This is a genomic window from Stutzerimonas stutzeri (genome assembly GCF_000935215.1).
Lineage (GTDB): Bacteria > Pseudomonadota > Gammaproteobacteria > Pseudomonadales > Pseudomonadaceae > Stutzerimonas.
Window position 1 is genome coordinate 62,274 of the sequence record NZ_JXXD01000240.1, and the last position, 26,450, is coordinate 88,723.

The 26,450-nt window shown below is 58.9% G+C and carries 23 protein-coding genes and 1 pseudogene; 21 read left to right on the top strand and 3 right to left on the bottom strand.

Annotated features, from left to right (window positions below):
- The first annotated feature begins 55 nt into the window (after nt 1–55).
- From fabF to LO50_RS20570, 8 genes are all read left to right on the top strand, one after another.
- Complete coding sequence (gene fabF / locus LO50_RS20535; protein ID WP_044316189.1) at nt 56–1,300, top strand: beta-ketoacyl-ACP synthase II; 1,245 nt, start codon at nt 56–58, stop codon at nt 1,298–1,300.
- A 2-nt stretch (nt 1,301–1,302) separates the two neighbouring features.
- The gene (gene pabC, locus LO50_RS20540; RefSeq protein WP_023446715.1) at nt 1,303–2,118 is read left to right on the top strand and encodes an aminodeoxychorismate lyase; all 816 of its coding nucleotides are present in this window, start codon (nt 1,303–1,305) and stop codon (nt 2,116–2,118) included.
- Nucleotides 2,115–3,185 carry an endolytic transglycosylase MltG gene (mltG, locus tag LO50_RS20545; protein WP_044316190.1) on the top strand — a complete coding sequence of 357 codons (1,071 nt, stop codon included), beginning with the start codon at nt 2,115–2,117 and terminating at the stop codon, nt 3,183–3,185. Before pabC ends, mltG begins: the two co-directional genes overlap by 4 nt.
- The gene (gene tmk, locus LO50_RS20550) at nt 3,182–3,814 is read left to right on the top strand and encodes a dTMP kinase (protein ID WP_041014478.1); all 633 of its coding nucleotides are present in this window, start codon (nt 3,182–3,184) and stop codon (nt 3,812–3,814) included. Before mltG ends, tmk begins: the two co-directional genes overlap by 4 nt.
- The gene (locus LO50_RS20555; RefSeq protein WP_014820889.1) at nt 3,807–4,793 is read left to right on the top strand and encodes a DNA polymerase III subunit delta'; all 987 of its coding nucleotides are present in this window, start codon (nt 3,807–3,809) and stop codon (nt 4,791–4,793) included. Before tmk ends, LO50_RS20555 begins: the two co-directional genes overlap by 8 nt.
- Nucleotides 4,794–4,824: 31 nt before the next feature.
- Nucleotides 4,825–5,181: a PilZ domain-containing protein gene (locus LO50_RS20560; protein ID WP_003283656.1), complete on the top strand. Its 357-nt coding sequence runs from the start codon at nt 4,825–4,827 to the stop codon at nt 5,179–5,181.
- A gap of 119 nt (nt 5,182–5,300) precedes the next feature.
- Nucleotides 5,301–6,086, top strand: a complete 786-nt coding sequence (locus LO50_RS20565; protein WP_042922599.1) for a TatD family hydrolase — start codon at nt 5,301–5,303, stop codon at nt 6,084–6,086.
- Between the two features lie 108 nt (nt 6,087–6,194).
- Entirely contained in the window at nt 6,195–7,592 is a 1,398-nt protein-coding gene (locus tag LO50_RS20570) for an amino acid permease (RefSeq protein WP_044316191.1), read from the top strand.
- Nucleotides 7,593–7,796: 204 nt separating this feature from the next.
- On the opposite strand, the gene LO50_RS20575 is transcribed toward LO50_RS20570, so the two are convergent.
- Nucleotides 7,797–8,930, bottom strand: coding sequence for an aminotransferase class V-fold PLP-dependent enzyme (locus LO50_RS20575; RefSeq protein ID WP_044316192.1), 1,134 nt, complete (start codon nt 8,928–8,930; stop codon nt 7,797–7,799).
- A gap of 75 nt (nt 8,931–9,005) precedes the next feature.
- On the opposite strand from LO50_RS20575, the gene LO50_RS20580 reads away from it, so the two are divergent.
- The 8 genes and pseudogenes from LO50_RS20580 (at nt 9,006) to LO50_RS20610 (ending at nt 22,039) form a co-directional block, all read left to right on the top strand.
- Entirely contained in the window at nt 9,006–9,626 is a 621-nt protein-coding gene (locus LO50_RS20580; RefSeq protein ID WP_003299617.1) for a TetR/AcrR family transcriptional regulator, read from the top strand.
- 38 nt (nt 9,627–9,664) lie between these two features.
- Nucleotides 9,665–9,787: pseudogene (locus LO50_RS24335) on the top strand (radical SAM protein); the annotation flags it as partial.
- Between the two features lie 158 nt (nt 9,788–9,945).
- Nucleotides 9,946–11,316: a gamma-mobile-trio recombinase GmtY gene (gene gmtY, locus LO50_RS20585; protein WP_044316193.1), complete on the top strand. Its 1,371-nt coding sequence runs from the start codon at nt 9,946–9,948 to the stop codon at nt 11,314–11,316.
- A 16-nt stretch (nt 11,317–11,332) separates the two neighbouring features.
- A complete protein-coding gene (gmtZ, locus tag LO50_RS20590) occupies nt 11,333–14,845 on the top strand; it encodes a gamma-mobile-trio integrase GmtZ (protein ID WP_044316207.1) in 3,513 nt (1,170 codons plus the stop codon).
- The gene (gmtX, locus tag LO50_RS20595; RefSeq protein ID WP_044316194.1) at nt 14,838–15,473 is read left to right on the top strand and encodes a gamma-mobile-trio protein GmtX; all 636 of its coding nucleotides are present in this window, start codon (nt 14,838–14,840) and stop codon (nt 15,471–15,473) included. The genes gmtZ and gmtX overlap by 8 nt, the downstream gene beginning before the upstream one ends.
- 55 nt (nt 15,474–15,528) lie before the next feature.
- Complete coding sequence (locus tag LO50_RS20600; protein WP_044316195.1) at nt 15,529–17,505, top strand: type I restriction-modification system subunit M; 1,977 nt, start codon at nt 15,529–15,531, stop codon at nt 17,503–17,505.
- A complete protein-coding gene (locus tag LO50_RS20605; protein ID WP_044316196.1) occupies nt 17,502–18,836 on the top strand; it encodes a restriction endonuclease subunit S in 1,335 nt (444 codons plus the stop codon). The genes LO50_RS20600 and LO50_RS20605 overlap by 4 nt, the downstream gene beginning before the upstream one ends.
- A complete protein-coding gene (locus tag LO50_RS20610; protein ID WP_044316197.1) occupies nt 18,836–22,039 on the top strand; it encodes a type I restriction endonuclease subunit R in 3,204 nt (1,067 codons plus the stop codon). The genes LO50_RS20605 and LO50_RS20610 overlap by 1 nt, the downstream gene beginning before the upstream one ends.
- Before the next feature lie 18 nt (nt 22,040–22,057).
- Here the strand turns inward: LO50_RS20610 and LO50_RS20615 are convergent, their stop codons facing one another.
- Nucleotides 22,058–22,279 (bottom strand): helix-turn-helix domain-containing protein, encoded by a 222-nt coding sequence (locus LO50_RS20615; RefSeq protein WP_044316198.1) that lies wholly within the window; start codon nt 22,277–22,279, stop codon nt 22,058–22,060.
- Between the two features lie 104 nt (nt 22,280–22,383).
- Here LO50_RS20615 and LO50_RS20620 point away from each other — a divergent pair, with 104 nt between their 5' ends.
- From LO50_RS20620 to LO50_RS25610, 5 genes are all read left to right on the top strand, one after another.
- On the top strand, nt 22,384–22,974 hold the full coding sequence (locus tag LO50_RS20620; RefSeq protein ID WP_044316199.1) for a hypothetical protein: 591 nt from the start codon (nt 22,384–22,386) through the stop codon (nt 22,972–22,974).
- Complete coding sequence (locus LO50_RS20625) at nt 22,971–24,371, top strand: DEAD/DEAH box helicase (protein WP_044316200.1); 1,401 nt, start codon at nt 22,971–22,973, stop codon at nt 24,369–24,371. Before LO50_RS20620 ends, LO50_RS20625 begins: the two co-directional genes overlap by 4 nt.
- 143 nt (nt 24,372–24,514) lie before the next feature.
- Complete coding sequence (locus LO50_RS24800; protein WP_074861154.1) at nt 24,515–24,919, top strand: DUF6957 family protein; 405 nt, start codon at nt 24,515–24,517, stop codon at nt 24,917–24,919.
- Nucleotides 24,920–24,942: 23 nt separating this feature from the next.
- Entirely contained in the window at nt 24,943–25,080 is a 138-nt protein-coding gene (locus LO50_RS25710) for a BPSL0761 family protein (protein ID WP_419187262.1), read from the top strand.
- A 2-nt stretch (nt 25,081–25,082) separates the two neighbouring features.
- Nucleotides 25,083–25,217, top strand: a complete 135-nt coding sequence (locus LO50_RS25610) for a hypothetical protein (RefSeq protein ID WP_269061542.1) — start codon at nt 25,083–25,085, stop codon at nt 25,215–25,217.
- A gap of 166 nt (nt 25,218–25,383) precedes the next feature.
- On the opposite strand, the gene LO50_RS20630 is transcribed toward LO50_RS25610, so the two are convergent.
- Nucleotides 25,384–26,364, bottom strand: a complete 981-nt coding sequence (locus LO50_RS20630; protein ID WP_044316201.1) for an IS5 family transposase — start codon at nt 26,362–26,364, stop codon at nt 25,384–25,386.
- Nucleotides 26,365–26,450 lie beyond the last annotated feature (86 nt).

A 26,450-nucleotide genomic window follows, 5' to 3' on the forward strand; every position in this document is an offset into this window, starting at 1 on the left:
GTTCCTGTCTTGGCGGGAACCGAGCCAAGTACGTTTAGGTATAGGAGTAATCGCTGTGTCGCGTAGACGCGTCGTAGTCACCGGGATGGGCATGCTATCGCCACTGGGTAACGATGTGCCAAGCAGCTGGCAGGGAATTCTCGCCGGCCGCAGTGGTATCGGCCTGATCGAGCACATGGATCTTTCTGCCTATTCCACTCGTTTTGGCGGGTCGATCAAAAGCTTCGATGTCGAGCAGTATCTGCCGGCAAAAGAGGCACGCAAGCTCGACCTCTTCATTCAGTACGGCCTTGCCGCGAGTTTCCAGGCGGTGCGTGATTCCGGGCTGGAGGTCACTGACGCCAATCGGGAGCGCATCGGCGTCGCGATGGGGTCCGGTATCGGCGGCCTGACCAATATCGAAAACAGCTGCAAGGCACTTATCGAGCAAGGTCCGCGGCGTATATCTCCCTTCTTCGTGCCGGGCTCCATCATCAACATGGTGTCTGGTTTCCTGTCGATCCATCTGGGATTGCAGGGCCCCAACTATGCGATCGCTACCGCCTGTACCACGGGCACCCACTGCATTGGCATGGCCGCCCGTAACATTGCCTATGGCGAGGCGGATGTCATGGTGGCCGGCGGTTCCGAGATGGCTGCCAGTGGGCTTGGTATTGGAGGCTTTGCGGCAGCACGCGCACTGTCCACCCGCAACGATGACCCGGCGGCTGCGAGCCGGCCCTGGGACAAGGGGCGCGACGGTTTCGTCCTCTCCGATGGTGCCGGTGCGCTGGTGCTGGAGGAGCTGGAGCATGCCAAGGCCCGGGGGGCGCACATCTACGCCGAACTGATCGGTTTCGGCATGAGCGCCGATGCGTTCCACATGACCTCGCCGCCCGACGACGGCGCCGGTGCTGCGCGCTGCATCCGCAATGCGCTGAAGGACTCCCAGTTGAATGTCGATCAGGTGCATTACATCAATGCACACGGCACCTCGACTCCCGCAGGTGACAAGGCCGAGGCTGCTGCTATTCGCAGCGTATTCGGTGATCACGCCTATGAGCTGTCGGTCAGTTCGACCAAATCAATGGTCGGCCACCTGCTGGGTGCTGCCGGTGCGGTGGAAGCGATCTTCAGTGTTCTGGCTATTCGTGATCAGGTCGCGCCGCCGACCATCAATCTGCATGAGCCGGATGAAGGCTGCGACCTCGATTTCGTTCCGCACGAGGCCAAGCCCCGACCGATCGAAGTGGCGGTGTCCAACTCGTTCGGTTTTGGCGGAACCAACGGTTCGCTGGTATTCCGCCGGTTCGCCGAGTGACATTGAGCTGGCTGAACGGGGAGCCCTGTGATGGGCTGCCCATTCATGATCGAGGACTGGCCTACGGCGATGGGCTGTTCGAGACTATTCGCGTCGCAGGTGGCCAGGCGCGGTTGGTCGAACGCCATCTGCAGCGGCTGCAAGATGGGTGTGAGCGCCTCGCCATTCCCGTTGATGCAAATCTGCTGCGCAATGAGCTGATGCGCTTCTGCCGGGCACTGGGGCAGGGCGTCGCCAAGCTCATCGTCACGCGTGGCGCCGGACAGCGTGGTTATGCAACGCCACAGCCGTGTCAGCCGCAGCGTCTGCTGTTAGGCTCGTCCTCTCCAGCTTATCCGCCACAGCATGCTGAAACCGGCATCAGGCTGTTTCCGTGCGAGACCCGGCTTGCCGAGCAACCGCGACTCGCCGGCATCAAGCATCTGAATCGCCTGGAGCAGGTGTTGGCGCGTGCCGAGTGGCATGATCCGGTCTACGCGGAAGGGTTGATGCGCGATATGTCCGGCCGGGTGGTGGAGGGCGTTTTCAGCAATCTGTTCATCGTGGAAGCCGGCAAACTGCGTACCGCGCCGCTGACGCGTTGCGGAGTCGCTGGGGTCATGCGTGCGGAGATCATTGCGCGCGCAGCACAGCACGGGCTCCCGGTCGTGATCGACGACATCAGCTATGCCGAGCTTGTGCAGGCCGATGAGGTATTCCTCTGCAACAGCCTTTACGGCATCTGGCCCGTGACAGCTTTGGCCGAGTGCGTCTGGCCCGTCGGTCCGCTGACCCGTAAACTGCAGTCCGTTGTCGCCGACCTGTTGAGTGATTCGTGATCCGTAAAATTCTTGTTCTGCTGCTGACAGGGTTGCTGTTGGCGGCGATTGCGCTCGGGCTGTTCACCTGGAAACAGCATGCTGCGCTCGAGCAGCCTCTGGCCGTTACCGACGAGGCCCTGCTGCTCGACGTGCGTCCGGGCGATACGCCCAGTGGCGTGCTTCAGCGGTTGGAGGCCGAAGGCGTACTGGAGGATGCCTTCTGGTTGCGTTTGTATTGGCGATTGAACCTGTCCGGGCAGAGCTTGCACACCGGCGAGTATCGCCTGTCCCCCACTATGACGGCGCGGGACATGATCGGGCTTTGGCAGCGTGGCGAAGTGGTGCAACACAGTCTGACCCTGGTCGAGGGCTGGAACTTCCGGCAGTTGCGTAGCGCCCTGCAGAATCAGCCCAAGCTTGAGCAAACCCTGGATGGTTTGACTGATGCCGAAATCATGTCGCGCATAGGTGCATCTGGCCAGCACCCGGAAGGGCGCTTCTTCCCAGATACCTATCGTTTCACCCGTGGCACATCCGATGCAGACCTCTTGCGCCGTGCCTACGCCCGGCTGGAGCAGGTCCTCGAGGAGGAGTGGCAGCAGCGCGCCGAAGGCCTGCCTTACAAGGACGCCTATCAGGCGCTGATCATGGCCTCGATCATCGAGAAGGAAACCGGCGTGCCCGGCGAGCGTGGAGAGATTGCCGGCGTCTTTGTGCGCAGGCTGGCGCGGGGCATGCTGCTGCAGACCGACCCAACCGTTATCTACGGCATGGGTGAGAAGTACAAGGGCCGGATCACCCGCACCGATCTGCGCACGCCGACACCCTACAATACCTACACCAATGCCGGCCTGCCGCCGACCCCGATCGCGATGGTCGGGCGCGAGGCGATCCACGCCGCGCTGCATCCGGCGGATGGCACCAGTCTCTACTTCGTCGCCCGTGGCGATGGCAGCCATGTTTTCAGCGATACGCTCAATCAGCACAACCGTGCGGTGCGCGAGTATCAGCTCAAGCGCCGTGCCGACTACCGCTCCAGCCCGCCGCCACGGCAGGCACCGGCGGACAACGGAAACGTACAATGAAAGGGCTCTTCGTGACCCTCGAAGGCCCTGAAGGGGCCGGTAAGAGCACCAATCGTGAATATCTCGCCGAGCGCCTGCGCGCATGTGGCGTGGATGTCGTGCTGACCCGTGAGCCCGGCGGGACGCCGCTGGCCGAGCGTATCCGCGAGCTGCTTCTCACCCCGGCCGACGAGCCGATGGCGGTGGATACCGAGTTGCTGCTGGTCTTCGCCGCACGTGCTCAGCATCTCGCGCAGGTCATACGCCCGGCACTGGAGCGCGGGGCGGTGGTGCTCTGCGATCGTTTCACCGATGCCACCTATGCCTATCAGGGCGGGGGTCGAGGGCTCTCTATCGAGCGGATCGCCCAGCTGGAAGCCTTCGTGCAGGGTGAGCTGCGACCTGATCTGACCTTGATCTTCGACCTGCCGGTCGAGGTGGGGCTGGCCCGTGCTGCGGCGCGCGGTCGTCTGGATCGCTTCGAACAGGAAGGCCTCCGCTTTTTCGAATCGGTACGGCGCGCCTATCTGGAGCGCGCCAAGGCTGCGCCGTCGCGCTATCGAATCATCGATGCAGGGCAGCCATTGAATGTCGTGCAGCAGGATGTACAGGCCCTGATTCCCGACCTGATGGGGCGCCTCGATGGCTGACGTCCTCCCCTGGCAGGCGGAGCTCTGGCGGCAGCTGGCAGGTCGTACGCAGCATGCTCACGCTTACCTGCTGCACGGTCCTGGCGGCATCGGCAAGCGGCAGCTAGCCGAGCAATTGATGGCGTTGCTGCTTTGCCAGCGGCCCGTAAACGCCACGGCCTGTGGTGAATGCAAGGCTTGTCAGCTGTTGGCTGCACATACGCACCCCGACCATTACATCCTCGAGCCGGAAGAGGTCGACAAGGCCATACGGGTCGACCAGGTGCGTGATCTGGTCGGCTTCGTCACCCAGACTGCGCAGCTGGGTGGCCGCAAGGTGATACTGCTGGAGCCCGCCGAGGCGATGAATCTCAATGCGGCCAACGCATTGCTCAAGAGCCTTGAGGAGCCCTCCGGCGATACGGTACTGCTGCTCATCAGTCACCAGCCGAGTCGCCTGTTGCCGACCATCAAGAGCCGTTGCGTGCAGCAGGCCTGCCCTCTGCCGGGACGGCAACAGAGTCTCGACTGGCTGGCTGGACAGCTCCCCGAGCTGGCAGCGGAGCTGCGTGAGCAGCTACTGACACTGGCGGCGGGGTCACCTCTGGCCGCCTTGAAGTTGCATGAGCAGAAAGTACTGGACTTGCGCGCGCAGGTTGTCGACAGCGTGAAGAAGCTGCTCAAGCAGCAACAGTCACCCAGTCAGCTGGCTGAGGGCTGGAATGCGCTGCCGCTGATCCTGCTGTTCGACTGGTTTTGCGAGTGGACGCATCTGATCCTGCGGTATCAGATGGCCGGTGATGATGCTGAGCTCGGTGCAGCCGATATGCAGAAGGTGTTGCAGTACCTTGCGCAGAAGTCAGCGCAACACAAAGTGATGGCGCTGCAGGACTGGCTGCTCGAACATCGGCAGAAAGTGCTAGGCAAAGCCAACCTCAACCGTGTATTGCTTCTCGAAGCGCTGCTGGTGCAGTGGGCAACGCTGCCCGGCGCGGGCTAGAATCGACTGGAATTTTCGTTAGGAACACCGCATGAGCCTGCCAGCAAATCTTGGTCCGCGTAATGGCATCCTGTCCCTGACCATCAAGGACAAGTCGGTGCTCTATGCCGCGTTCATGCCCTTTATCAAGCATGGGGGTCTGTTCATCCCGACCAACAAGAGCTACAAGCTTGGCGACGAAGTGTTCATGCTGCTCAACCTGATGGACGAGCCGGAAAAGATTCCCGTTGCCGGCAAGGTCGTCTGGATCACCCCAAAGGGTGCCCAGGGCAGTCGCGCCGCGGGAATTGGCGTGCAGTTCAACGAAGGCGACAGTACCGCACGCAACAAGATCGAAACCTATCTGGCCGGTGCGCTCAAATCCGACCGCCCGACCCACACGATGTAACGCTCTGAGTCACTGAACGTCATCCCTCGCCAGACGGCAGGGTGTTCGTTGGCCTTTCCTGACAACCGGCCATTTGCTCTACAATCGCCCCTTTTTCGCGATAGCAAGTAGTGCATTTCATGCTGGTAGATTCCCACTGTCACCTTGACCGACTCGACCTGACCGCACATGACGGTTCACTGGATGCCGCGTTGGACGCTGCGCGCTCGCGCGGTGTCGGGCATTTCCTCTGCATCGGCGTTAGCGCCGACAACGCAGCGGCGGTCAGATCGCTGTCCGAGCGCTATGCCGACGTGGATTGCTCGATCGGTGTTCATCCTCTGGATCTCGAGCCGACGAGCCAGCCGGTGCTGGACTGGTTGCTTGGCGAGCTCCAGCACCCGCATGTGGTTGCCATTGGTGAAACCGGTCTGGATTACCACTACGAGCCCGAAGCTGCGCAGATGCAGCAGCAGTCCTTCCGGCTGCATCTTGAAGCAGCCAGGCTGACCGGCAAACCGGTCATCGTGCACACCCGGGCTGCCCGCGCCGATACGCTGGATCTGCTGCGTGAGGCGGCGCTGCCGCAGGCGGGTGTATTGCATTGCTTTACCGAGGACTGGGACATGGCCAAGGCTGCGCTTGATCTCGGTTTCTATATCTCTCTGTCGGGGATCGTCACGTTCCGAAATGCCGATGCGCTGCGCGATGTGGCCCGCAGAGTGCCGGCTGATCGCTTGCTGGTCGAAACCGATTCGCCGTATCTGGCGCCGGTTCCCCACCGTGGCAAAGCCAACCTGCCGCAGTATGTGCGGGAGGTCGCCGAGTTTGTTGCGGAGTTGCGTGGCGTTCCGTTCGAGGCGCTGGCTGAGCAAACCACTGCCAACTTCAAGACATTGTTCCCGCTGGCCCGGGTGCGCAGCTGACGTCGCCGCCGCGCAGGATTGATGCTTTCCAGCACGTCCGGTGCGCTGCCTTCTTTCTCGCCGACACGAGCGGCGCTTTTCTTGCCCTGAAGATCCACAAGGTGGCGTATGACCGCTGAAACGCTGCACACCGGACCGCTCCAGCGCGGTCTGAAGAATCGCCATATCCAGCTGATCGCCCTGGGCGGAGCGATTGGAACGGGACTGTTCCTGGGCTCGGCCGGAGTTCTGAGAAGTGCCGGCCCGTCGATGATCCTGGGTTATGCGATCGGTGGCTTCATCGCTTTTCTGATCATGCGCCAGCTGGGGGAGATGATCGTCGAGGAGCCGGTCGCAGGGTCGTTCAGCCATTTCGCACACAAATATGGCGGCGGTTATGCGGGGTTCCTTTCCGGCTGGAACTACTGGGTGCTGTACGTGCTGGTGGGCATGGCCGAGCTGACGGCGGTCGGCAAGTACGTACAGTTCTGGTGGCCTGATATTCCCGCCTGGGCCACAGCCGCTGCGTTCTTCGTGCTGATCAATCTGATCAATCTCAGCAACGTCAAGGCCTTCGGTGAGGCCGAGTTCTGGTTTGCCATCGTCAAGGTCGCCGCCATCGTCGGCATGATCCTGCTCGGGCTTTTCCTGCTGGTCAGTGGCCAGGGGGGCGAGCAGGCAAGCATCAGCAACCTGTGGACGCACGGTGGCTTCTTCCCCAACGGCTTCAGCGGCATGCTGCTGGCGCTGGCGATCATCATGTTCTCCTTCGGTGGACTGGAACTGGTCGGCATCACGGCGGCAGAAGCAGCGGAGCCAAAAACCGTGATTCCCAGGGCGATCAATCAGGTCGTCTATCGCATTCTGATCTTCTACATAGGCGCGCTGACGGTGCTGCTGGCGCTGTATCCCTGGGACGCGCTGTTGCAGACGCTGGGCTCCGCGGGCGACCCCTACAGCGGTAGCCCCTTCGTGCAGATATTTTCGCTGATCGGCAGCGATGCGGCGGCGCATCTGCTGAACTTCGTCGTGCTGACGGCTGCGCTTTCGGTCTACAACAGCGGCGTGTATTGCAACAGCCGCATGCTGTACGGCCTGGCAGAGCAGGGCGATGCGCCGCGCAGCCTGATGAAGATCAATGCCCGCGGTGTCCCGGTGCTAGCGGTGGGCGTCTCGGCCCTGGTTACCCTGCTCTGCGTGGCGGTGAACTACCTGTTTCCGCAGGGCGCGCTCGAACTGCTGATGTCCCTTGCTGTGGCTGCGCTGGTAATCAACTGGGCGATGATCAGCCTTGCGCACCTGAAATTTCGTCGTGCCATGCAGCGCCAGGGCGTTGAGCCGAGCTTCAAGGCGTTCTGGTTCCCGCTGAGCAATTACCTGTGCCTGGCCTTCGTCAGCGGGATCCTGATCATCATGCTGTGGCTACCCGGCATCCGCATGTCGGTGTTCGCGATTCCGGTCTGGGTCGGGTTTCTCTGGCTGTGCTACCGGCTGCGGACTCGTTTGCTGGCGCAGCCCCAGACCTGAGAGCAAAAAAAACCCGGTTTCCAGGGAAGCCGGGCCAAGACCATTAGGAGTATGAAATCGCAATCCTAGCGACCTCATCTGGCTGGGCAGTGGGGGGATTGCCCGGCCAGTTACTCAAGTATTAACGCTGCTCCGCGGGTTTGCCGGCGGATTTCCCTGATTTTTAAACGCATTTGGAATACAAGTCTCGCTGGCTGATCGCCTTCAGTGCGCAGCCAGGTCATGCAAAAGGCCTAGCGTTTCGTCTATGACGTGCTCCGGCGTGTAGAAATGTGGCGAGAAGCGAATGCCGCCGCCGCGTTGTGCACACACCACCTGTTCAGTCTTGAGTCGCTCGAACAGAGCGGCATTGGGCCAGCCGTCGAGGCGGAACGTGACGATGCCGGAGCGTCTCTCCGCTTGGCCTGGCGAGAGGGTTTCTACTCCTTTCAGCTTGCTGATCCCGTGAGTCAGCCACTCGATTCGCTCGTCCAGCGATCGGGCGACTTGCTCCATCCCCACGTCCTCCAGCAGCGACAGGCTGGCTTCGAGTGCCATTGCCCCCAGCATGTTCGGGCTGCCGCACTCGAACCGCCTGGCACTGCGTGCGGGCTCCCAGTCGCTACGGTCGTAGTCGCCGGCGTGCTCCAGCATGTGCCAGCCGTACTCGTGCAGTTTCAGTTGCTCGCGTAGGTCGCTGCGACAATAGAAAACACCGAGTCCTTCCGGGCCGAGCATCCACTTGTGACCATCCGCCATGGCGAAGGCGCAACGGTTCTGCTGGACATCGAAGGGCAAGGCGCCCAATTGCTGGATTGCATCGATGCACAGAAGCACGCCGCGTTGCTCGCAGCCTTCGCCCAGGCGCGGAAGATCCAACCGCATGCCGCTCGCATATTGCACGGCGCTGATCGACATCAGGCGTACCCGAGGACCACACGCTGCAAGGAGGTCAGCCTCGGGATCGACACCCTTGAGACTGACCTGAATGACTTTCACGCCGAGCGGCCGCAATGCCTCCCAGACCACTCGATTGGACGGAAACTCCTCGTCGCTGATCACGATCTGATCACCGCTTTTCCAGTCCAGCCCGAAGGCGACGAATGAGAGCGCTTCGGAGGTGTTCTTGACCAGCGCCACATCGGCACTGCTCGGCGCGTTGAGCAGTCGCGTCAGGCGTTGGCGCAGGCTGCGTTCCACCGTGAGCCATTCGGGGTAGTCTCGCGCGCCCAAGGTTGCATTCTGCTCGGCAAAGGCGCTCACGGCCCGAGCGGCCCGCCTGGGCCAGGGAGCGACGGCAGCATGGTTCAGATATCGCAAACCGACTATTTGCGGGAATTCGTCATTTATTTGAATCATGGTTGGATGTCCCGTGCATTTCATGACCGGTTAGGCATAATGGCTGCCTCGTTTTTCACCTCAAGCAGCCTTCCTATGCAGAATGAACCTCGTAAGGTCCGCGAATTTCGTCGCCGCGAACAGGAAATCCTCGATACCGCGTTGCAGCTTTTTCTCGACCAGGGAGAGGACAGCGTTACTGTCGAGATGATTGCCGATGCGGTCGGTATCGGCAAAGGCACGATCTACAAGCACTTCAAGTCCAAGGCAGAAATCTACCTGCGGCTGATGCTGGACTACGAGCGCGACCTGAACCAGATCCTCCACTCTCCCGACCTGGACCGCGACAAGGAAGCGCTTTCGCGCGCCTACTTCGAGTTCCGCATGCGCGACCCGCAGCGCTATCGGCTGTTCGACCGCCTCGAGGAGAAAGTGGTCAAGGGCAATCAGGTGCCGGAAATGGTCGAGCAGCTGCACAGCATCCGCGCCTCCAACTTCGAACATCTGACCCAGTTGATCAAAGGCCGTATTGCCGAAGGCAAGCTGGAAGACGTGCCGCCGTATTTCCACTATTGCGCCGCCTGGGCGCTGGTGCATGGTGCGGTGGCGCTGTACCACTCGCCGTTCTGGAGCAACGTGCTGGAAGATCAGGACGGCTTCTTCCAGTTCCTCATGGATATCGGCGTACGCATGGGCAACAAGCGCAAGCGTGACTGAATTGGCGGCAGCGTGAAGATTGAACAGGCGTGGACGCAATGAACGTGAGCGAGTTTCCCATCCGCTACATCGAGCCGGTATTTCGGCCGCCCAGCGAGGCGCATTCGCTGATCCTGCCGGTGACCAATGGTTGTTCCTGGAACAGCTGTACCTTCTGTGATTAGTTACCCCGATACGTGGTCCAAAACCTCAACTCAAAAGCCCACATCCAGCATAGATATCCGTGATATTTATTTGGTGAGGGCTTGGTGGTACGAGTTTAAGAGCTAGATTTACCCCAAACGAGTACATAAACCTAAGAAATATCGTAGGGCCGCTCATGCCAACTGTCCTCGAATCGTCTCATCGTGAGTTCAGAACCTTTGTGGCTGATTCGACAGGCATTCAGATTATCCTGCCGGTTATCGTCACCGAGCATGGCGTTCTGGATCAGTTCGCTCGATACATGCACCTGAACCGGATCAAGAGCCGTTCCTGGCAGGAGTCTGCGACTTTCGCGTTGCAGTTGCTGTTGGAATACATGGAGGCCAACCAGGGCTTCTATGACACTCCGAGAGCGCTGTTCACGGCGTTCTCGGACGCGCTTTACACCGGCACGGTGTCCAATAGCTGCGACCCTTCAGGCCTGTGGTGGCAACCAAGGCAACCGGACGATGCCGGTAAGCTGATCGGCCATGTCACGCGATTTAGCGATTGGCTGGCTGTCGTCAACGAAGACGCCAAGCTGCAACTCAATCACTGGCGGCATGCGACTAGGCACGAGGAACGGCTGAATTGGGCTGCCTATTCGCACCGCAGAGATAACGCCTTTCTTACCCACCTCTGGCGTTCCACGTCGCAGACGAAGCAGTCCAGAGCCGTGCGCTCAAGGACGATGCCTGTTGAACGGCAAACGCCCACCAAGGCATTTCCAGAGGAACACTTCGAGCTGCTGGTATGCGAGGGTTTCCGCAGGCGGTCACGAGATTCACGAGGGCCTATAGACCTTCGAAATGTCCTGATTACCTACCTCATGCACTACGGCGGATTGAGGCTGTCCGAAGCGCTCACGCTTTGGAGTGATGACGTTAGCTTAGAGGCCGGGGAGGTCATCGTACGTATTTATCACCCTGAATACGGGCTGGCACCTGGCGGTAAGTCCAACCGCGCTGTTTACCTTCAAAGCCAATACGGCCTGCAACCCCGCAACCGGCTGGTCAAAGCGATCGACCCGCTGTTCCTCGGGTGGAAGAACGGCCTGATAACCGACCCGCACCGACGCTGTTTCGAGGTCTTCTTCTTCCCCCATGAAGCCGGGCAGATTTTTGCCGAGTTGTGGCGTGACTATCACCTGAAACAGCGGTTAAAGCCGAAGGCCAGCGAAGGTCATCCCTATGCCTTTACCAACCGCGACGGTCAGCCTTACTCACACCGAATGTTCCGCAAGGCTCACAAGTTGGGTATTGAGAGAATCGGGTTAGCGTACGAGAAGATCGAGGGCACAACCCCGCACGGCCACCGTCATGCCTATGGCCAGCGCCTGGCTCGGGGTGGCGCCGCCCCGCTGTTGATCAAAAACGCCATGCACCATGCGTCGATCACATCGAGTCAGACCTACACGCAGCCCACGACAGCGCAAATGCGCCAGAGTCTCCGAGACCTGGAGGAGCGGCTGCGCTTGCAGTATGCAGATGATTCCCACGACCCTTGACCAAGGACTGATGCCGATGCCAACCAAGAAGAATTTTTATACCTACGCCGAGGCACAGGTGGCAGCCCAGGCGTTGGGCATCAAGAAGCATTCCGACTACAAAAAACGCTACCGCGAAGACCTGCGACTGCCGTCCAACCCCAGTCAGTTCTATGTCGACGCCGGCTGGATTGACTGGTACGACTTCCTCGGCAATGAACGGCCCGACTTCTACACGACCTACGCGGAGGCCCAGGCGGCAGCCCGGGCGCTGGGCGTCAAGAGGCAGCCCGAGTACACCAAGCGCTACCGTGAAGACCCGCGACTGCCGTCCAGCCCCGATGAGTTCTATGCCGATGCCGGCTGGATTGACTGGTACGACTTCCTCGGCAATGAACGGCCCGACTTCTACACGACCTACGCCCAGGCCCAGGTGGCAGTCCGGGCGCTGGGCATCAAGAACCAGCCCGATTACAAAATACGCTACCGCGAAGACCCGCGGCTGCCGTTCAACCCCAGTCAGTTCTATGCCGACGCCGGCTGGATTGACTGGTACGTCTTCCTCGACAATGAACGGCCCGACTTTTACCCGACCTACGCCGAGGCCCAGGCGGCAGTCCAGGCGCTGGGCATCAAGAGGCAGTCCGAGTACGCAAAGCGCTACCGCGAAGATCCCCGGCTGCCGTACTCCCCCGATGAGGTCTATGCCGACGCTGGATGGATTGACTGGTACGACTTCCTCGGCAATGAACGGCCCGACCTCTATCCGACCTACGCCGAAGCTCAGGCGGCAGCCCAGGCGCTGGGCATTAAGAATCAGCCCGACTATAAAAAGCGCTACCGCGAAGACCCGCGGCTGCCGTCCAGACCCAGCCAAACCTATGCCGATGCCGGCTGGATGGACTGGTACGAGTTCCTAGGTAATGAACGGCCCGACTTTTACCCGACCTACGCCGAGGCCCAGGCGGCAGCCCAGGCGCTGGGCATCAAGAATCAGCCCGACTACAATAGCCGCTACAGCGAAGACCCGCGGCTGCCGGCCAGGCCCGGTAAGATCTATGCCGACGCTGGCTGGGTGGACTGGTACGAGTTCCTCGGTAATGACAATCCTAGCGCTGCGCTAGCCGACTACCCACTTATGTGGGCAAATGTTGAGCGGTGGCTGAAGACCCAAACGAACATCTCCACAAAGAAATCCGCGATCAGGTTTTTTGTGGGCGGTTTCTATCGGGTTCAGAGGTTTCCCGACGAACCCAGGTACCTGCTGCTACGCGCTAATCCATTCCCCATCGAGGCCTATCATCAGTTCATCGAGGCCCAAGCCGAGTCCCTAAAAAGGCCTTATCACGCTGCTATCACGGCCTTTTTCGGCTGGCTTTTGGATGAACACTGCACCGATGCCGACGCGGACGAGCGCATTGTGCTTGCTGAGTTCCGGAACCCCTTTCAAACGTTGCTGGCCGGCTTTGCAGATAGCTTGCAGGCCTACCGGCCCAACCAGTCCACCAAGCCGCCGCTCGGTTATGAATACATTCTCCGGGCGCGCAATTTCCTCGTGCCGAACGGCGAACAGGTATTGCAGACTAGGCCCAGCCTGAGGGATTTGCCGCACCTAGAAGACTTCTTTGCGACCCGCGCCGACTGGATTTATGTGGACGAGTCGCTGATCGACCGCGACGATCCGAACTGCATCTGGCGCGTGGTCAAGGCTGACCGCAAGATGAAAGACAAGCGCGAAGTCGTGAACAGCTATCAGATTTGGTCGCCTGTTCGTTTTGTGGCGCTCTACACGCTGTTGCGTTTTGCGCTGCGCGGCCAACAGATTCTCTGGCTGGACAGCGGCGAGGCAGATAAAGAGATAGCCGTTCTCGATGCTGAGCATGGCGGTGTTCGCTGGGAGAAGAACATCGGCCCCCTGGCTGGGAAAGGGAGCAAGAAGCGTCGCCCGCAGGCTGCGGTACAGCGCGGCGACAAGGGCGCGCCAAAGCTCTATGTGACTACCAACAAGACCGGACGCCAGGAGGGTGGCTACGAAGTTGAGTGGATTCCTGATGATTTGCTCTATTGGTTCCTCTTGCTGCGAGACTGGCAAGCCAAGTACAACCCGCTGAAAGAGCCGACGCGCTGGTCTGATATCAAGCTTCGTGCCGAAACCAATGAGAAGATTTTGCAGGCACGTGGCACCCAATGCTTTCTGTTCCGCACGGACGCCTCGGGTCAGCCGGCATTCACCACAACGGCTTTCACTCATACTTTGCCGGAATTGCTCTACACGATTCAGCGCACTGGCGAAAACCTTGCCAGCGAAAGTCCCGGCTCCAAAGCGAACAATAAGCGCTATATCAGCCCCTACACACCGCACAGCCTGCGTGTCAGTCTGATCACGGCGTTCATCGCAGACGGCGAAGCGCCTATTCACCTTATCTCCAAGCTTGTTGGTCATGCCTCGCTAGTGATGACGATCTACTACATCAGGCTGAACAACGATCAGATGCGCCGCACCATGGGCGAGACTGAGAAGCGGGCCGCACAGATCTCAACTCAGCGCCATGCCGAAGCGGTAAGCACACAGGGATTACAGCCGCTTCGCCATCAACTGATTGCAACGGACGGAAATCGCTTGCTGCTCGAATCTGACGTGCCGAACTCGGCCTGCGTGGTATTCGATCACGGCATCTGTCCCATGTCAGGCGCTGCATGCCAAATCGGCGGCGAGGCTGTGGCCGAGAGAAAAGTTGAAAGTCTTTATGCCCCTGTCGAGGCGGGCTATCTCGGGCAGAAAAATTGCCCGCGATGTCGGTTCTTTGTCACCGGGGTTCCGTTCCTTGGCGGCCTGGTGGCGCTGGCCAACGAACTCGCGTTGGAGATTCACGCGGAAAGCGCACGTTTTCAGAGCTACGCGGCGGAGGTCGGTCGGCTTGAACAGGACTGGTATGACGCCTGCCAGGCCAATCAGCCGGACACTCAGCACTCGATTCGAAAGCAGGCGAGCGCCAACCAGCAACTCAGCGCCGGGAAGCTCGACGGCCTGCTGACTGACTATGCAGCCCTCAATCACTATGTCCAAGGCTGCCTGAAACTCATCAAAGAAGGCGAGCAGAGCGGCGAAGGCGAGAATGGCGTCAGACTAATCGCCGGTGGCGATCTTGCCGAAGTCGGTGTCGCTTTTGAAGAGTCCAAGACCAACTACCATTTGCTGGCCGAAATCTGCCAGAACGCGACTATCTATCGGTCGGCCAATCCCTCGCGCGCCGTGCCGCTGATCGCCCAGGCCATCGACCGTATGGCCGAGAACAACGGCTTGGCACCGACCATGTACAGGCTTGATGACGAACAGAAGCTGGTCGTTGCCAACGAGATGAACCGGATTCTCCTTCAGCGTTTAGGGTCCTGGGAAAAGATCGACGACCTGTTTTCGGGCGACCTGATGCTGCTCGACATCGACGCTCACGAGCCGGAGCTGACGCGCATTTCGACCGAGATCAAACAGCTTCTCTCTAATCCCAATCGCGTGTGCCAGTTGACCCACGAGGCTTCTATTAATGAGTGACCAACTTGTTTCGCCGCAGGACACCTACGGTCGGCTGATGAACGAGGCCAGCGATAGCCGCCGTAAGCGCAGCCTGGAAGCCATCAACGAAGCGTGCCGGCTGCTGCATGAGCGGCATTCCTCGGACTTCTCCTACAAGACCATCATCACCCTTGGCAAAGACCGTGGGCTGCCGGTTCCCGGCGAAAAGTCCATCGTCAATGCGACCGGCGCGCATTACCGGGAACTGATCCAGTCTTGGAGACTCGTGTCGCTTCCCAAGGCCAGTAAGACAAAGGCTGATCCAAATGATTGGATCGAACACATCCAAGACCCAGTACTGCGCATGAGCGTGAGGCTGCTCGCCAAAGAGTTGCGGGCGCTCAAGGCCAAGGAGTCGCGGAAGGCTAAGTACAGTGGCGCACCGATCATCCTGGGAAGCACAGCGGGACAAGCCGTTTCCACTCGGCCGCTCTTGAATGATGCTGAGTTGGCAGCGTTGAAAGCTGCGATTGATCCGGCGTCGCTTGGCCTAGTGGGGCTGTCGATTGGCAGCAGGGGCGAATTGGTGGATGTGAAGAGAAGGACGATCCACAAGCCGGGTTTCCGTGATGCCATTGAAAAAGTTCTGGCTGTGCAGGTGAAGTGAAAACCGCCATCTAAGTTAGACTCGTGTTTTTGCGCGTATTCCAAGGAGCAGTAGCTTGAACACGGAAAACCATTCCCAGACGGCCGCTTTTCTCTGGTCCATCGCAGACCTGCTGCGCGGTGACTTCAAGCAGTCGCAGTACGGCCGCATCATCCTGCCGTTCACTTTGCTGCGCCGGATGGAGTGCGTGCTCGCGCCGACCAAGGATGAGGTCATCAAGCAGACCTTTGCGCAGGAAGGCCGTCCCGATACCGTGCGCGAAATGATCCTGCTACGCGCCGCGGGCCAGCAGTTCTTCAACGCCTCGCCGCTGACCCTCGGCACGCTGTCCGACACCCAAACCGCCGCCGACCTGATGAGCTATGTGCAGGCGTTCAGTAAGGACGCCCGTGAGATCTTCGAGCACTTCCACTTTGAAGACTTCGTTCAGCAGTTGGAAACCGCCAACCTGCTGTATCAGGTGGTGCAGCGCTTCGCCGCCACTGACTTGAGCCCTGAGCGCATCAGCAACTTCGGCATGGGCATCATCTTTGAAGAGCTGATCCGCAAGTTTGCGGAAAGCTCCAACGAAACCGCCGGTGAGCACTTCACCCCGCGCGATATCGTGCACCTCACCACATCCTTGGTTATCACCGATCAGGACCACAAGCTCGCGCCCAACAGCATTGTCACCATCTATGACCCAACCGCCGGCACCGGTGGCTTTCTGTCTGAGGGTGATGAATACATCCAGTCCATCAGCGAGAAGGTCAGCGTGTCGCTGCACGGCCAGGAGCTCAACCCCGAGTCGTATGCCATCTGCAAGGCGGACATGCTGATCAAGGGTCAGGACGTGGCCAGTATCAAGCTCGGCAACACCCTGTCCAACGACCAACTGGCCGACAAGCGCTTCGATTTCATGCTCAGCAACCCGCCGTTTGGCGTGGAATGGAAGAAAGTGCAGAAGCAGATCACCGACGAGCACAGCCACAAAGGCTTCGACGGTCGCTTCGGTCCCGGCCTGCCGCGTGTGTCCGACGGTTCGCTGCTGTTCCTCCTGCACCTGGTCAGCAAGATGCGTGACCCGCGCGACGGTGGCTCGCGCATCGGCGTCATCCTCAACGGCTCACCGCTGTTTACCGGCGGCGCAGGCTCGGGTGAGTCGGAGATTCGCCGCTACCTGCTGCAGAACGATCTGGTCGAAGCCATCGTCGCGTTGCCCACCGACATGTTTTACAACACCGGCATCGCCACCTATGTGTGGATTCTCTCCAACCACAAAGCCGCTGCTCGCCAGGGCAAGGTGCAGTTGATCGACGGCAGCCAGCACTACGCCAAGATGCGCAAGTCGCTGGGCAGCAAGCGCCAGTACATCACCGAGGATCAAATCAGCGAGCTGGTGCGCCTGTATGGCAGCTTCGAGCAAACCGCGCAGAGCAAAATCTTCCCCATCGACGCCTTCGGCTACCGGCGCATCACCGTCGAACGCCCGCTGCGCCTGAACTTCCAAACCAGCGCCGAACGCATCGCCAAGGTGCTGGACGAAAAAGCTATCCAGAAACTCGAACCCGCCGCCCAGCAGCAATTGCTCGCTGCCCTGCAAGCGATGGACGCCAGCCCGTTGCACCGCAATCGCGAGCAGTTCAGCAAGCTGCTGAAAAAAGCCCTCAGCGCGCACAACGTCAGCCTCAGCACGCCGGAGCTAAAAGCCCTGATGAGCGCCCTGAGCGAGCGCGACCCCGAGGCGGATATCTGCACCAGCAAAGGCCAGCCGGAAGCGGATGCTGGCCTGCGCGATAACGAAAACGTGCCGCTGGGCGAATCGGTGTACGAGTACTTTGCGCGCGAAGTCATCCCTCATGTACCGGATGCCTGGATCGACGAAAGCAAAACCGATGCGCTGGATGGCGAAGTCGGCATTGTCGGCTTCGAGATTCCCTTCAACCGCCACTTCTACGTGTTCCAGCCACCGCGCCCGCTGGCCGATATTGACCGCGATCTGAAAGCCTGCACCGACCGCATCAAGCAGATGATTGAGGGGCTGTCGGCATGAGCTTGCTTGCATACCAGCAGATGAAACCGTCAGGTATCGAGTATGTGGGCGACATTCCAAATGACTGGTCATCAAAACGACTCGGCGATCTTGTTAGCTTTGCTCAGGGCAAGGCACACGAGCCATATATTGATGATGATGGCGACTATATTTGCGTTAACTCTAGGTTCGTTTCTACCTCGGGGCAAACCATTAAGACATGCAGTGTTAATCTAACGCCTGCTTCGTTAAACGACATATTGATGGTGATGAGCGACCTGCCTAATGGGCGGGCACTTGCTCGGGCATATTACGTCGGTGATCACGGTAAGTACGCCGTGAATCAGCGGGTGTGCCGAATCACGGCAGAAAGGGCACATCCTCGCTTCTTGTTTTACTTGTTAGATCGTCACCCTGGGCTTATGCAGAATGACGATGGCGTGCATCAAACCCATCTTTCAAATGCCGATTTTCAAAAATTAAAGCTCTGTCTGCCATCAGCTTCCGAGCAATCCCAGATCGCCCGCTTCCTCGACCACGAAACCGCCCGCATCGACGCACTGATCGAAGAGCAGCAGCGCCTGATCGCGTTGCTCAAGGAAAAGCGCCAGGCCGTGATCTCCCACGTCGTCACCAAAGGCCTCGATCCCACGGTGCCGATGAAAGACTCCGGCGTGGAGTGGCTGGGCGAGGTGCCGGCGCATTGGGTGGTAAGCAAGTTTGGGTATATTTCTTCTGTTGTCAGAGGAGGCTCACCACGACCAGCCGGTGATCCAGAACTGTTCAATGGTGATTATTCACCTTGGGTAACAGTTGCAGAAATAACGAAAGACGATGAAATTTATCTGGATGAAACAGAGACGTTTCTGACAAAGAAAGGCAGCGATCAATGCCGGGTTTTTTCTAAGGGCACTTTGCTGCTTTCAAATAGCGGAGCGACCTTGGGTGTTCCGAAAATACTGATGATCGACGCAAATGCTAATGACGGAGTTGTTGGCTTCGAAAATATCTCTCTGGACAAAGAGTATTCATATCTCTATCTGGCGACCCTGACTGAGGGGCTTAGGGATAGGGCTGCTGGCTCGGGGCAGCCGAACTTGAACACTGATATCGTCAAATCAATTGATGTACCTATCCCCCCAAGCAACGAGGTGACTGAGATTGTTGCCGCAGTAAAAAAGCTAAGAGCACAGTTTAATTTCTTAAGCAAAGAAGCTGTAGAGGGCATCAAGTTGCTCCAAGAACGCCGCTCCGCCCTAATCTCCGCGGCCGTTACCGGCAAAATCGACGTGCGCGGTTGGCAGCCACAGTCCAGCGCACCAATTCCCGAATTAGCACAAGAGGCCGTGTAATGGCGGACAGCAAGGAAGCTCAGTTTCAACAAGACATCATCGACGCCCTGGCCGCCCAAGGCTGGCTAGTCGGCACAGCCAGCGGCTACGACCGCCGCACGGCGCTGTATACCGAGGATGTGCTGGGCTATTTCAAAGAAGCCTGGCCGGAGCGTTGGGACAAATTCGCCAAGGCCAACCCGAATAACCCGGATGAAGTGCTGGTGCAAAAGCTGGTGCGCGAACTGGAGCAGAGCGGCACCCTGGATGTGCTGCGTCATGGTTTCAAACATTTGGGGCAACGACTGGAACTGTGCAGCTTTCAGCCCGACCACGGCATGAACCCGGACACCCTCAAGCGCTACCAATGCAACCGCCTGCGTGTGGTGCCGGAGGTGTCCTATTCGCCGCATACGCGCGATGTGGCTAACGGTGGGCAGAGCTACAACCCACGGCTGGACCTGGTGCTGTTCGTCAACGGCATCCCCACCGCCACGCTGGAGCTGAAAAGCGAGTTCAAGCAGTCGGTGGAAAACGCCAAGCGCCAATACCGTTACGACCGCCCGGTAAAAGACCCACTCACGCGTAAACCCGAGCCGCTGCTGACCTTCAAGCGCGGCGCGTTGGTGCACTTTGCCGTGGGCCAGAACGAAGTGGCGATGACCACCAAACTGGCGGGAAAAGACACCTTCTTCCTGCCTTTCAACCTCGGCAGCGCGGAAGGTGGCGCGGGCAACCCAATGCCGGAGGATGACAGCCACTACGCCACCGGCTACCTGTGGCAACGCCTGATGCAGCCGGATGCCTGGCTCAAGGTGCTGGGGCGCTTTTTGCACCTGGACAAGAAAACCAGCGAAGGCTTCGACGGCACGCCGGTGACTAAGGAGACGATGATCTTCCCGCGTTACCACCAGTGGGAAGTGGTCAACCAGCTGATCAACACCACCCGCGCCGAAGGGCCGGGCAAGCGCTATTTGATCCAGCACAGCGCCGGTTCAGGCAAGTCCAATTCCATTGCCTGGACCGCCCATCAACTGGCCTCGCTGTACGACGCTGACGGCCAACGCCTGTTCAACTCGGTGATCGTGATTACCGACCGCACCGTGTTGGATAAGCAGCTGCAGGACACTATCTACCAGTTCGAGCATGCCCAGGGCGTGGTCAAGCAGATCAACCGTGAAACCAGCAGCCAGAGCAAATCCGAGCAACTGGCCGAAGCGCTGGCCGAGCAGACGCGCATCATCATCGTCACCATCCAGACCTTCCCGGCGCTGTTCGATGCCCTGGACAAGTACCCCAAGCTGGCCAGCGGGCGCTATGCGGTGATCGCCGACGAGGCGCATTCCTCGCAAACCGGCTCATCGGCCAGCAAGCTAAAACAGATTCTCGGCAGCGATGCCCTGGAAGGGGAAGAAATCAGCGCAGAAGAGTTGCTCGACGCCGCCGTGCAGGCGCGCCAACCGAATGAGCGCATCAGCTATTACGCCTTCACCGCTACGCCCAAGGCCAAGACCCTGGAGCTGTTCGGTCGTCCGGCCGACCCGACGCTGCCAGCCAGCTCTAGCAATAAGCCGGAGGCGTTTCACCTGTATTCCATGCGCCAGGCCATCGAGGAGGGTTTTATTCTCGATGTGCTGCGCAACTACACCACCTACAGCACCGCCTGGAAGATCGCCCACCCGGATGGCGAAGACGACGAGGTGGACAGCAAGAAGGCGCGGATCAAGCTAGCCCGTTGGGTACGCCTGCACCCGTACAACATCAGCCAGAAGGTCGAGGTGATCGTCGAGCATTTCCGCGCCAATATCCGTGGTCTGCTGGGCGGCCAGGCCAAGGCCATGGTGGTGACCAGCAGCCGTCAGGAAGCGGTGCGTTACCAGTTGGCGCTGAAAGCCTATGTGCAGCAGATGGGTTACAACGATGTGCACCCGCTGGTGGCGTTCTCCGGCAGCGTGTTGCCGGATGAGGTGATCCCCGAAGAGGTAACGGAAAGCAGCAGCCTGCTTAACGCTGGTCTGAATGGCCGCGACCTGGCGCAGGCGTTCGACACCCAAGACTTCAACGTGATGATCGCGGCCAACAAGTACCAGACCGGCTTCGATCAGCCCAAGCTATGCGCCATGTACGTGGACAAAAAGCTGCAAGGCGTGGACTGCGTGCAAACCCTGTCGCGGCTGAACCGCACCTTCGGTGACAGCAAGCAAACCTTCATCCTCGACTTTTTCAACGAGCCGCAGGACATTCTCGACGCCTTCTTGCCGTACTACACCAAGGCCGAGCTGACCGACGTGACCGACCCGCAGATCATCTATGACCTGCAGAAGAAGCTGGACGCCGAGGGTATCTATCACTGGCAGGAGGTCGAGGCGTTCGCCATGGCCTTCTTCGACCCCAAGGCGGCGGCCAGCAAGCTCAGCTACTACTGCACGCCGGCCAAGGAGCGCTTTGCCAAGCGTTATGCCTTCTCCATTGAGTCGCGTCAGCAGGCGCTGGATTACAAGCGCACTGCCGAAGCCAATGGCGACAGTGCCGGCCTGAGAAAAGCCGAACACGCGCTGAAAGAAGCCGGCGAGCAGGTGGACCAACTCGACCTGTTCCGCAAGAACCTGCAGAGCTTCGTGCGCCTGTACGAGTTCCTCTCGCAGATCGTGCCCTATGAGGACCGCGAGCTGGAGCAGCTGTGCGTGTATGCCAAACACCTGCACCCGCTGCTGCGCGTGGATCGCCTGCAACAAGACCACGTGGACGTGGGCGAGCTGCAACTGAGCCACTACCGCCTGAGCAAGCGCGCCGAGCACCAGTTACGACTGAGTGAGGAAGATGGCGAATACACCCTCAAGCCCGGCAGCGACGTAGGCAGCGGTAAACCGCATGACCCGGAGAAGAAACGCCTGTCAGAAATCATCGAAGCGCTGAACGACATCTTCGGTGCCGAGGTGAGCGACGACGACCAACTGCAATTCCTCACCGGCATCGCCCAGCGCATCAGTCGTCAGGAAGATGTGATGGCCCAGGTGAACAACCACTCGGTGGACCAAGTGATGCACGGCCTGTTCCCCAAACGGGTGCTCGACACCGTACTGGACGCCATGACGGACCACGAGAAACTCTCGCTGGAAGTGCTGGATAACGAGACCAAGAGCCGGGCGTTTGCCTTGGTGATTTTGAAGATGCTGACGGCGACTGGCGGTTTGGGACAAGGTAGTAGCGGCGCTGCGGTCTGACCGTATTACGTTCTCGGGTTAGATTTCAGATGGCTGTGGCAGAAGGCTTGAAGGATCGCAGGCGAGTTCGCCTGCGATGCGGTAGAGCTTCTCGACGGTGATGTTGACCTCGCCACGCTCGATCCGTCCAACGTAGCTGCGGTCGATATTGCACGCCAGCGCCAATGCATCCTGGGAAATCCGGCAGGCTTTCCTCTGCACTCGGATGCGTTCCCCTAACGCTTTCGCCAACTTATCCATGACCGTCTCAATTTAACTTGAGGCGGCACTATCGTGCGTTTGCGGATGCACGGGCCACGGACTATAATCCGCATTTTTCTTGCGCTAACTCTTCTGGTGCCTCAATGAAATCGGCCTCGTTTATCTTCGACAGGCGTCTGTATGAGCTGCTTCAGGAGCAAGGGCGTACAACCTTTACGACCCGTGAACTGCGCGATGCCTATGCCGCTCGCCTGAGTGGTACACATTTTCGTATCACCGATGTGCGCCGCTATGTGTATGAGCAGATTCGTCGATTAGTGCGCGCGGGCTGGGTTGCGCAGGATGAGGATCGTCGTGTTCGAGGGCAGGTCTACCACCTGCAGCCGATTCCGGCACATCTGCAACTGGAACTGATCGAAAACGGTTTTGAGAACAGCCTGATGGCTGCCGGAATGCCCGAACCAGACACGGCAGTTTTCGACGTGGAAGCTTTGCCGCTTAAGCCATCAGCCAATACGGATTTGCAGCTGGAGGCGCTCCACAAGGAAATCCGCTTGGACTTTCTCACTTCAATGGGCGAGGCGGAGCGATTCAAGCTGCTTCTGGACGAGATGCCACATTTGCGGGACAAGGTTGAAGGCGATTACCTGGAGGCTAGGGATCGCAGTTCTCGTCTTCTGGGCCATCTACGCGCCATCGAAAAGACCCTCAAAACGCTCGCTACGCCACGATGAGTAGATCGCTACGCAGTTGGCAGAACAACTGCATCACCAAGGCGCTGGAGCACTTCACCGTCACGCCGCACTTCTTTTGCCAGGCAACGCCGGGGGCTGGGAAGACGCGCATGGCCGCTGAGCTGGCCAGCAGACTGATTGAACAGGGCAGAATTGATCTGGTGCTGTGCTTTGCGCCGTCCTGCCAGGTCGTTGAGGGTTTTCGTTCGACCTTTGCCACTGTGCTAGGCCGACGTCTCGACGGCCAGATAGGTGCCGTCGGTGGCGCCTATACCTATCAGGCCATGGAATACCGTGATGAGGGATTCTGGCAGCTGTTTGATGACTACCGAGTGCTGGTGGTCTTCGATGAGATCCACCATTGCGCCGGCCATGATCCCCTGCTCAGTAATGCCTGGGGGCAGCAGATACTGCACCGGATACAGGATCGCGCTGCCTTCACATTAGCCCTGTCTGGTACGCCCTGGCGTTCGGACGACAAGGCCATCGCCCTGGCGCGCTACTCGTCGCCCGAGGGGTATCTGATCTGCGATTACCGTTATGGCTTGAAAGATGCCATTGCGGATGGTGTGTGCCGATCCCCTCGCATTGTTCTGCTCGACAATCAGAAAGTGAAACTCACGGAAGAACTGGGTGCGGACAGTTCCGTAAGGCTGTTTCCCAGCATAGCCAAGCTGTTGGGCGAGTCGCCTGTCACCTATGAAGAACTGCTGCGCCATGACGAGGTGATCAATCCAATCCTCGACCTTGGCCGCAACAAGCTGAACGAGCTACACCAGACCAAACCCGATGCAGCTGGTTTGGTGGTGGCCACCGATATTGAACACGCTCAGCAAGTTGCACTCGCTCTGGAAGCAATGGGGGAAGAGTGCCGTATCGTGACCAACAAAACCCCAGATGCGCAGCAGGTGATCAATGCATTCCGGAGCAGCGGCTGCCGCTGGATTGTCGCCGTGGGAATGATCAGCGAAGGCACCGACATCCCGCGCCTGCAAGTGTGCTGCTATCTCAGTCGTATCCGCACCGAGCTGCATTACCGGCAAGTACTTGGACGGGTGCTTCGGCGCACAGGTGAATCTGATCACCAAGCATGGCTATTCATGCTGGCGGAACCAAAACTGCAGGGCTTTGCGGAGCGAATAGCAAATGACTTGCCGGATGACTTGGCGGTATTGAATGAAGTACGGATTTCGATACCGACCCCGGATTTGGACCCTGACTTGATTGTTACAGCCGGCCATATCGATGGGATGGATGGTGCAGCCTTAGGTCGGGCTGGTCAGGCTATTGAGTCGGGGGCAACGAACACAATTTCGCTAGCTGTTTTTGCAGCTGAGCCAGCTTATCAGGTCAGCTTTTCTCAACATTACAGGCAGCAGTTGTTGGCTTGTTTTTGATGTCGCGCCGCATAGCCCGAGTAGTGGAAGCGTGTGGATTCTGTGTGACCGTTCGCGTCATTGGCTCGGCAAATCATCGACGGCAAGCACGTGGATCAAAGTTCAGGCAAAAGTAATCGTGGTCGCAGGCCGGAGGTCATTAAATGACAGATACACGCATCAAAATAATCAGTGATTTCCTATCAAGTGAAAGCGAGGAAATACATAACGCCTCTGACGATGAGGCAGCTGGCATCGCGCTGGCTCAAGAGCTCTGCCCTGGAAAACCATACTGTTCAGTGAGACGATGGATTCTCGTCGATCTCGATATTTCAGATGACAAAAAAGCGCTGGTTACAGAGCAAGGTTTTCAGCCAATCGTTCTCTATGCCCACACCGTAGTAACAGATAGTGCTCGTCGATTTTCTCCAGGCGATTGGGTCAGAAGCACGCTCCTGGTCGATCGAAAAAGTAACTGCCTTTTTGAAACCCAAAATAGCGTTTACATCCTCTTGGGCACAGGAACCCGGAAGACAGCAGAACCAGCTGTCGTGGCCAGCATATTTTGATGAGCTGCGGAGACACCATGACTATGCCGATCGAACGCACTGCCGCACTTATGGAGGTGCGCCGATTCCTTAACAGCCTGACAACCAGCAGCGAGGTCAGCGATGAGATAAAACGCCAGGCTACGCGCGCTCTGCGTCATTACCTTCTGCAAGAGAGGTGAACATGCTTGCTGAGAAAGAGGGATACATCCGCAGAATGGGTGGAACCGTTCCAGCTCACCTGCTCATTACCGCCAGGCTGGATGAAACTGGTCGTATTCAGAAGCCGATTGAGGAAGATTGTAAAATCAGAACCTGATCTAGCACATGGAACTACTAAGGATGCTCTGAAATAGCCGCCCATTTCTGGCTGACTTCAGACTCCGCTGATTTTCAAAGCAGAAGCTGATCAAAAAGCGATCAGCTCGTCTGTCCGCTGTTGTGTTTCAACCGCTGCGAGCACGCCGCAGCGGTTATTCCCTGCATCACAGACGCACCTCTGCTGCGTTCATCATTAAATGTCGGCGAGCCATCCACAGATTCGACAGGGCAAACAGCGTAACCATCTGAGACGTATTCTTCGCCAGCCCCCGGAAGCGCACCTTGGCGTAGCCAAACTGCCGCTTGATCACCCGGAACGGGTGCTCGACCTTCGCGCGCACCTGGGCCTTGGCTTTCTCGATCTTGCGCTTGGCTTTGTATAGCAGGCTGCACTTATCAAGTTTCTTGTAAGTGCTACGCCGTGCAGCGACCTGCCAAATCACCTGGCGACCCTCATGCTCCGGACGCTTCTCGACACCGGTGTAACCGGCATCGGCACAGACCACGTTCTCGTCGCCGTGCAGCAACTTGTCGACTTGGGTGACATCCGCCACGTTGGCCGCCGTGACCACCACGCTGTGCACCAAGCCCGACTCATCGTCGACACCAATGTGTGCCTTGGCCCCGAAGTAATATTGGTTTCCCTTCTTGGTCTGGTGCATCTCTGGGTCACGTTTGCCGTCCTTGTTCTTGGTCGAACTCGGCGCGTTAATCAGCGTGGCGTCGACAATGGTGCCCTGGCGCAGCGACAGGCCGCGGTCACCCAGGTAGCCATTGATCACGGCCAGGATGCCCACCGCCAGCTCGTGTTTCTCCAGCAGGCGCCGGAAGTTGAGGATGGTCGTTTCATCTGGGATGCGCTCCAGACTCAGCCCCGCAAACTGGCGAAGGATCATGGTCTCGTACAGCGCCTCCTCCATGGCCGGGTCGCTATAGCCGAACCAGTTCTGCATCAGATGAACCCGCAGCATCGCCATCAGCGGATAAGCCGGACGGCCACCTTCACCCCTGGGGTAGTGGGGCTCAATCAGGGCAATCAACCCCTTCCACGGCACCACCTGATCCATCTCGATCAGGAACAACTCCTTGCGGGTCTGCTTGCGCTTGCCGGCGTACTCGGCGTCGGCGAAGGTCATCTGCTTCATGGGGGCGAAAGCTCGGCGGGTGGGGTTGGGCTATTTTGCCAAATCTGGAAGTCTTCTTCAGATGGTATGGACGCCTCCCCCCGGCA

What these genes read in the sequence shown, in the direction of transcription:
- tmk (WP_041014478.1), top strand. Translation starts at nt 3,182, where the DNA reads ATGAAAGGGCTCTTCGTGACCCTCGAAGGCCCTGAAGGGGCCGGTAAG.
- LO50_RS20555 (WP_014820889.1), top strand. Translation starts at nt 3,807, where the DNA reads ATGGCTGACGTCCTCCCCTGGCAGGCGGAGCTCTGGCGGCAGCTGGCA.
- LO50_RS20560 (WP_003283656.1), top strand. Translation starts at nt 4,825, where the DNA reads ATGAGCCTGCCAGCAAATCTTGGTCCGCGTAATGGCATCCTGTCCCTG.
- LO50_RS20565 (WP_042922599.1), top strand. Translation starts at nt 5,301, where the DNA reads ATGCTGGTAGATTCCCACTGTCACCTTGACCGACTCGACCTGACCGCA.
- LO50_RS20570 (WP_044316191.1), top strand. Translation starts at nt 6,195, where the DNA reads ATGACCGCTGAAACGCTGCACACCGGACCGCTCCAGCGCGGTCTGAAG.
- LO50_RS20575 (WP_044316192.1), bottom strand. Translation starts at nt 8,930, where the DNA reads ATGATTCAAATAAATGACGAATTCCCGCAAATAGTCGGTTTGCGATAT.
- LO50_RS20580 (WP_003299617.1), top strand. Translation starts at nt 9,006, where the DNA reads ATGCAGAATGAACCTCGTAAGGTCCGCGAATTTCGTCGCCGCGAACAG.
- gmtY (WP_044316193.1), top strand. Translation starts at nt 9,946, where the DNA reads ATGCCAACTGTCCTCGAATCGTCTCATCGTGAGTTCAGAACCTTTGTG.
- gmtZ (WP_044316207.1), top strand. Translation starts at nt 11,333, where the DNA reads ATGCCAACCAAGAAGAATTTTTATACCTACGCCGAGGCACAGGTGGCA.
- gmtX (WP_044316194.1), top strand. Translation starts at nt 14,838, where the DNA reads ATGAGTGACCAACTTGTTTCGCCGCAGGACACCTACGGTCGGCTGATG.
- LO50_RS20605 (WP_044316196.1), top strand. Translation starts at nt 17,502, where the DNA reads ATGAGCTTGCTTGCATACCAGCAGATGAAACCGTCAGGTATCGAGTAT.
- LO50_RS20610 (WP_044316197.1), top strand. Translation starts at nt 18,836, where the DNA reads ATGGCGGACAGCAAGGAAGCTCAGTTTCAACAAGACATCATCGACGCC.
- LO50_RS20615 (WP_044316198.1), bottom strand. Translation starts at nt 22,279, where the DNA reads ATGGATAAGTTGGCGAAAGCGTTAGGGGAACGCATCCGAGTGCAGAGG.
- LO50_RS20620 (WP_044316199.1), top strand. Translation starts at nt 22,384, where the DNA reads ATGAAATCGGCCTCGTTTATCTTCGACAGGCGTCTGTATGAGCTGCTT.
- LO50_RS20625 (WP_044316200.1), top strand. Translation starts at nt 22,971, where the DNA reads ATGAGTAGATCGCTACGCAGTTGGCAGAACAACTGCATCACCAAGGCG.
- LO50_RS24800 (WP_074861154.1), top strand. Translation starts at nt 24,515, where the DNA reads ATGACAGATACACGCATCAAAATAATCAGTGATTTCCTATCAAGTGAA.
- LO50_RS25710 (WP_419187262.1), top strand. Translation starts at nt 24,943, where the DNA reads ATGCCGATCGAACGCACTGCCGCACTTATGGAGGTGCGCCGATTCCTT.
- LO50_RS25610 (WP_269061542.1), top strand. Translation starts at nt 25,083, where the DNA reads ATGCTTGCTGAGAAAGAGGGATACATCCGCAGAATGGGTGGAACCGTT.
- LO50_RS20630 (WP_044316201.1), bottom strand. Translation starts at nt 26,364, where the DNA reads ATGAAGCAGATGACCTTCGCCGACGCCGAGTACGCCGGCAAGCGCAAG.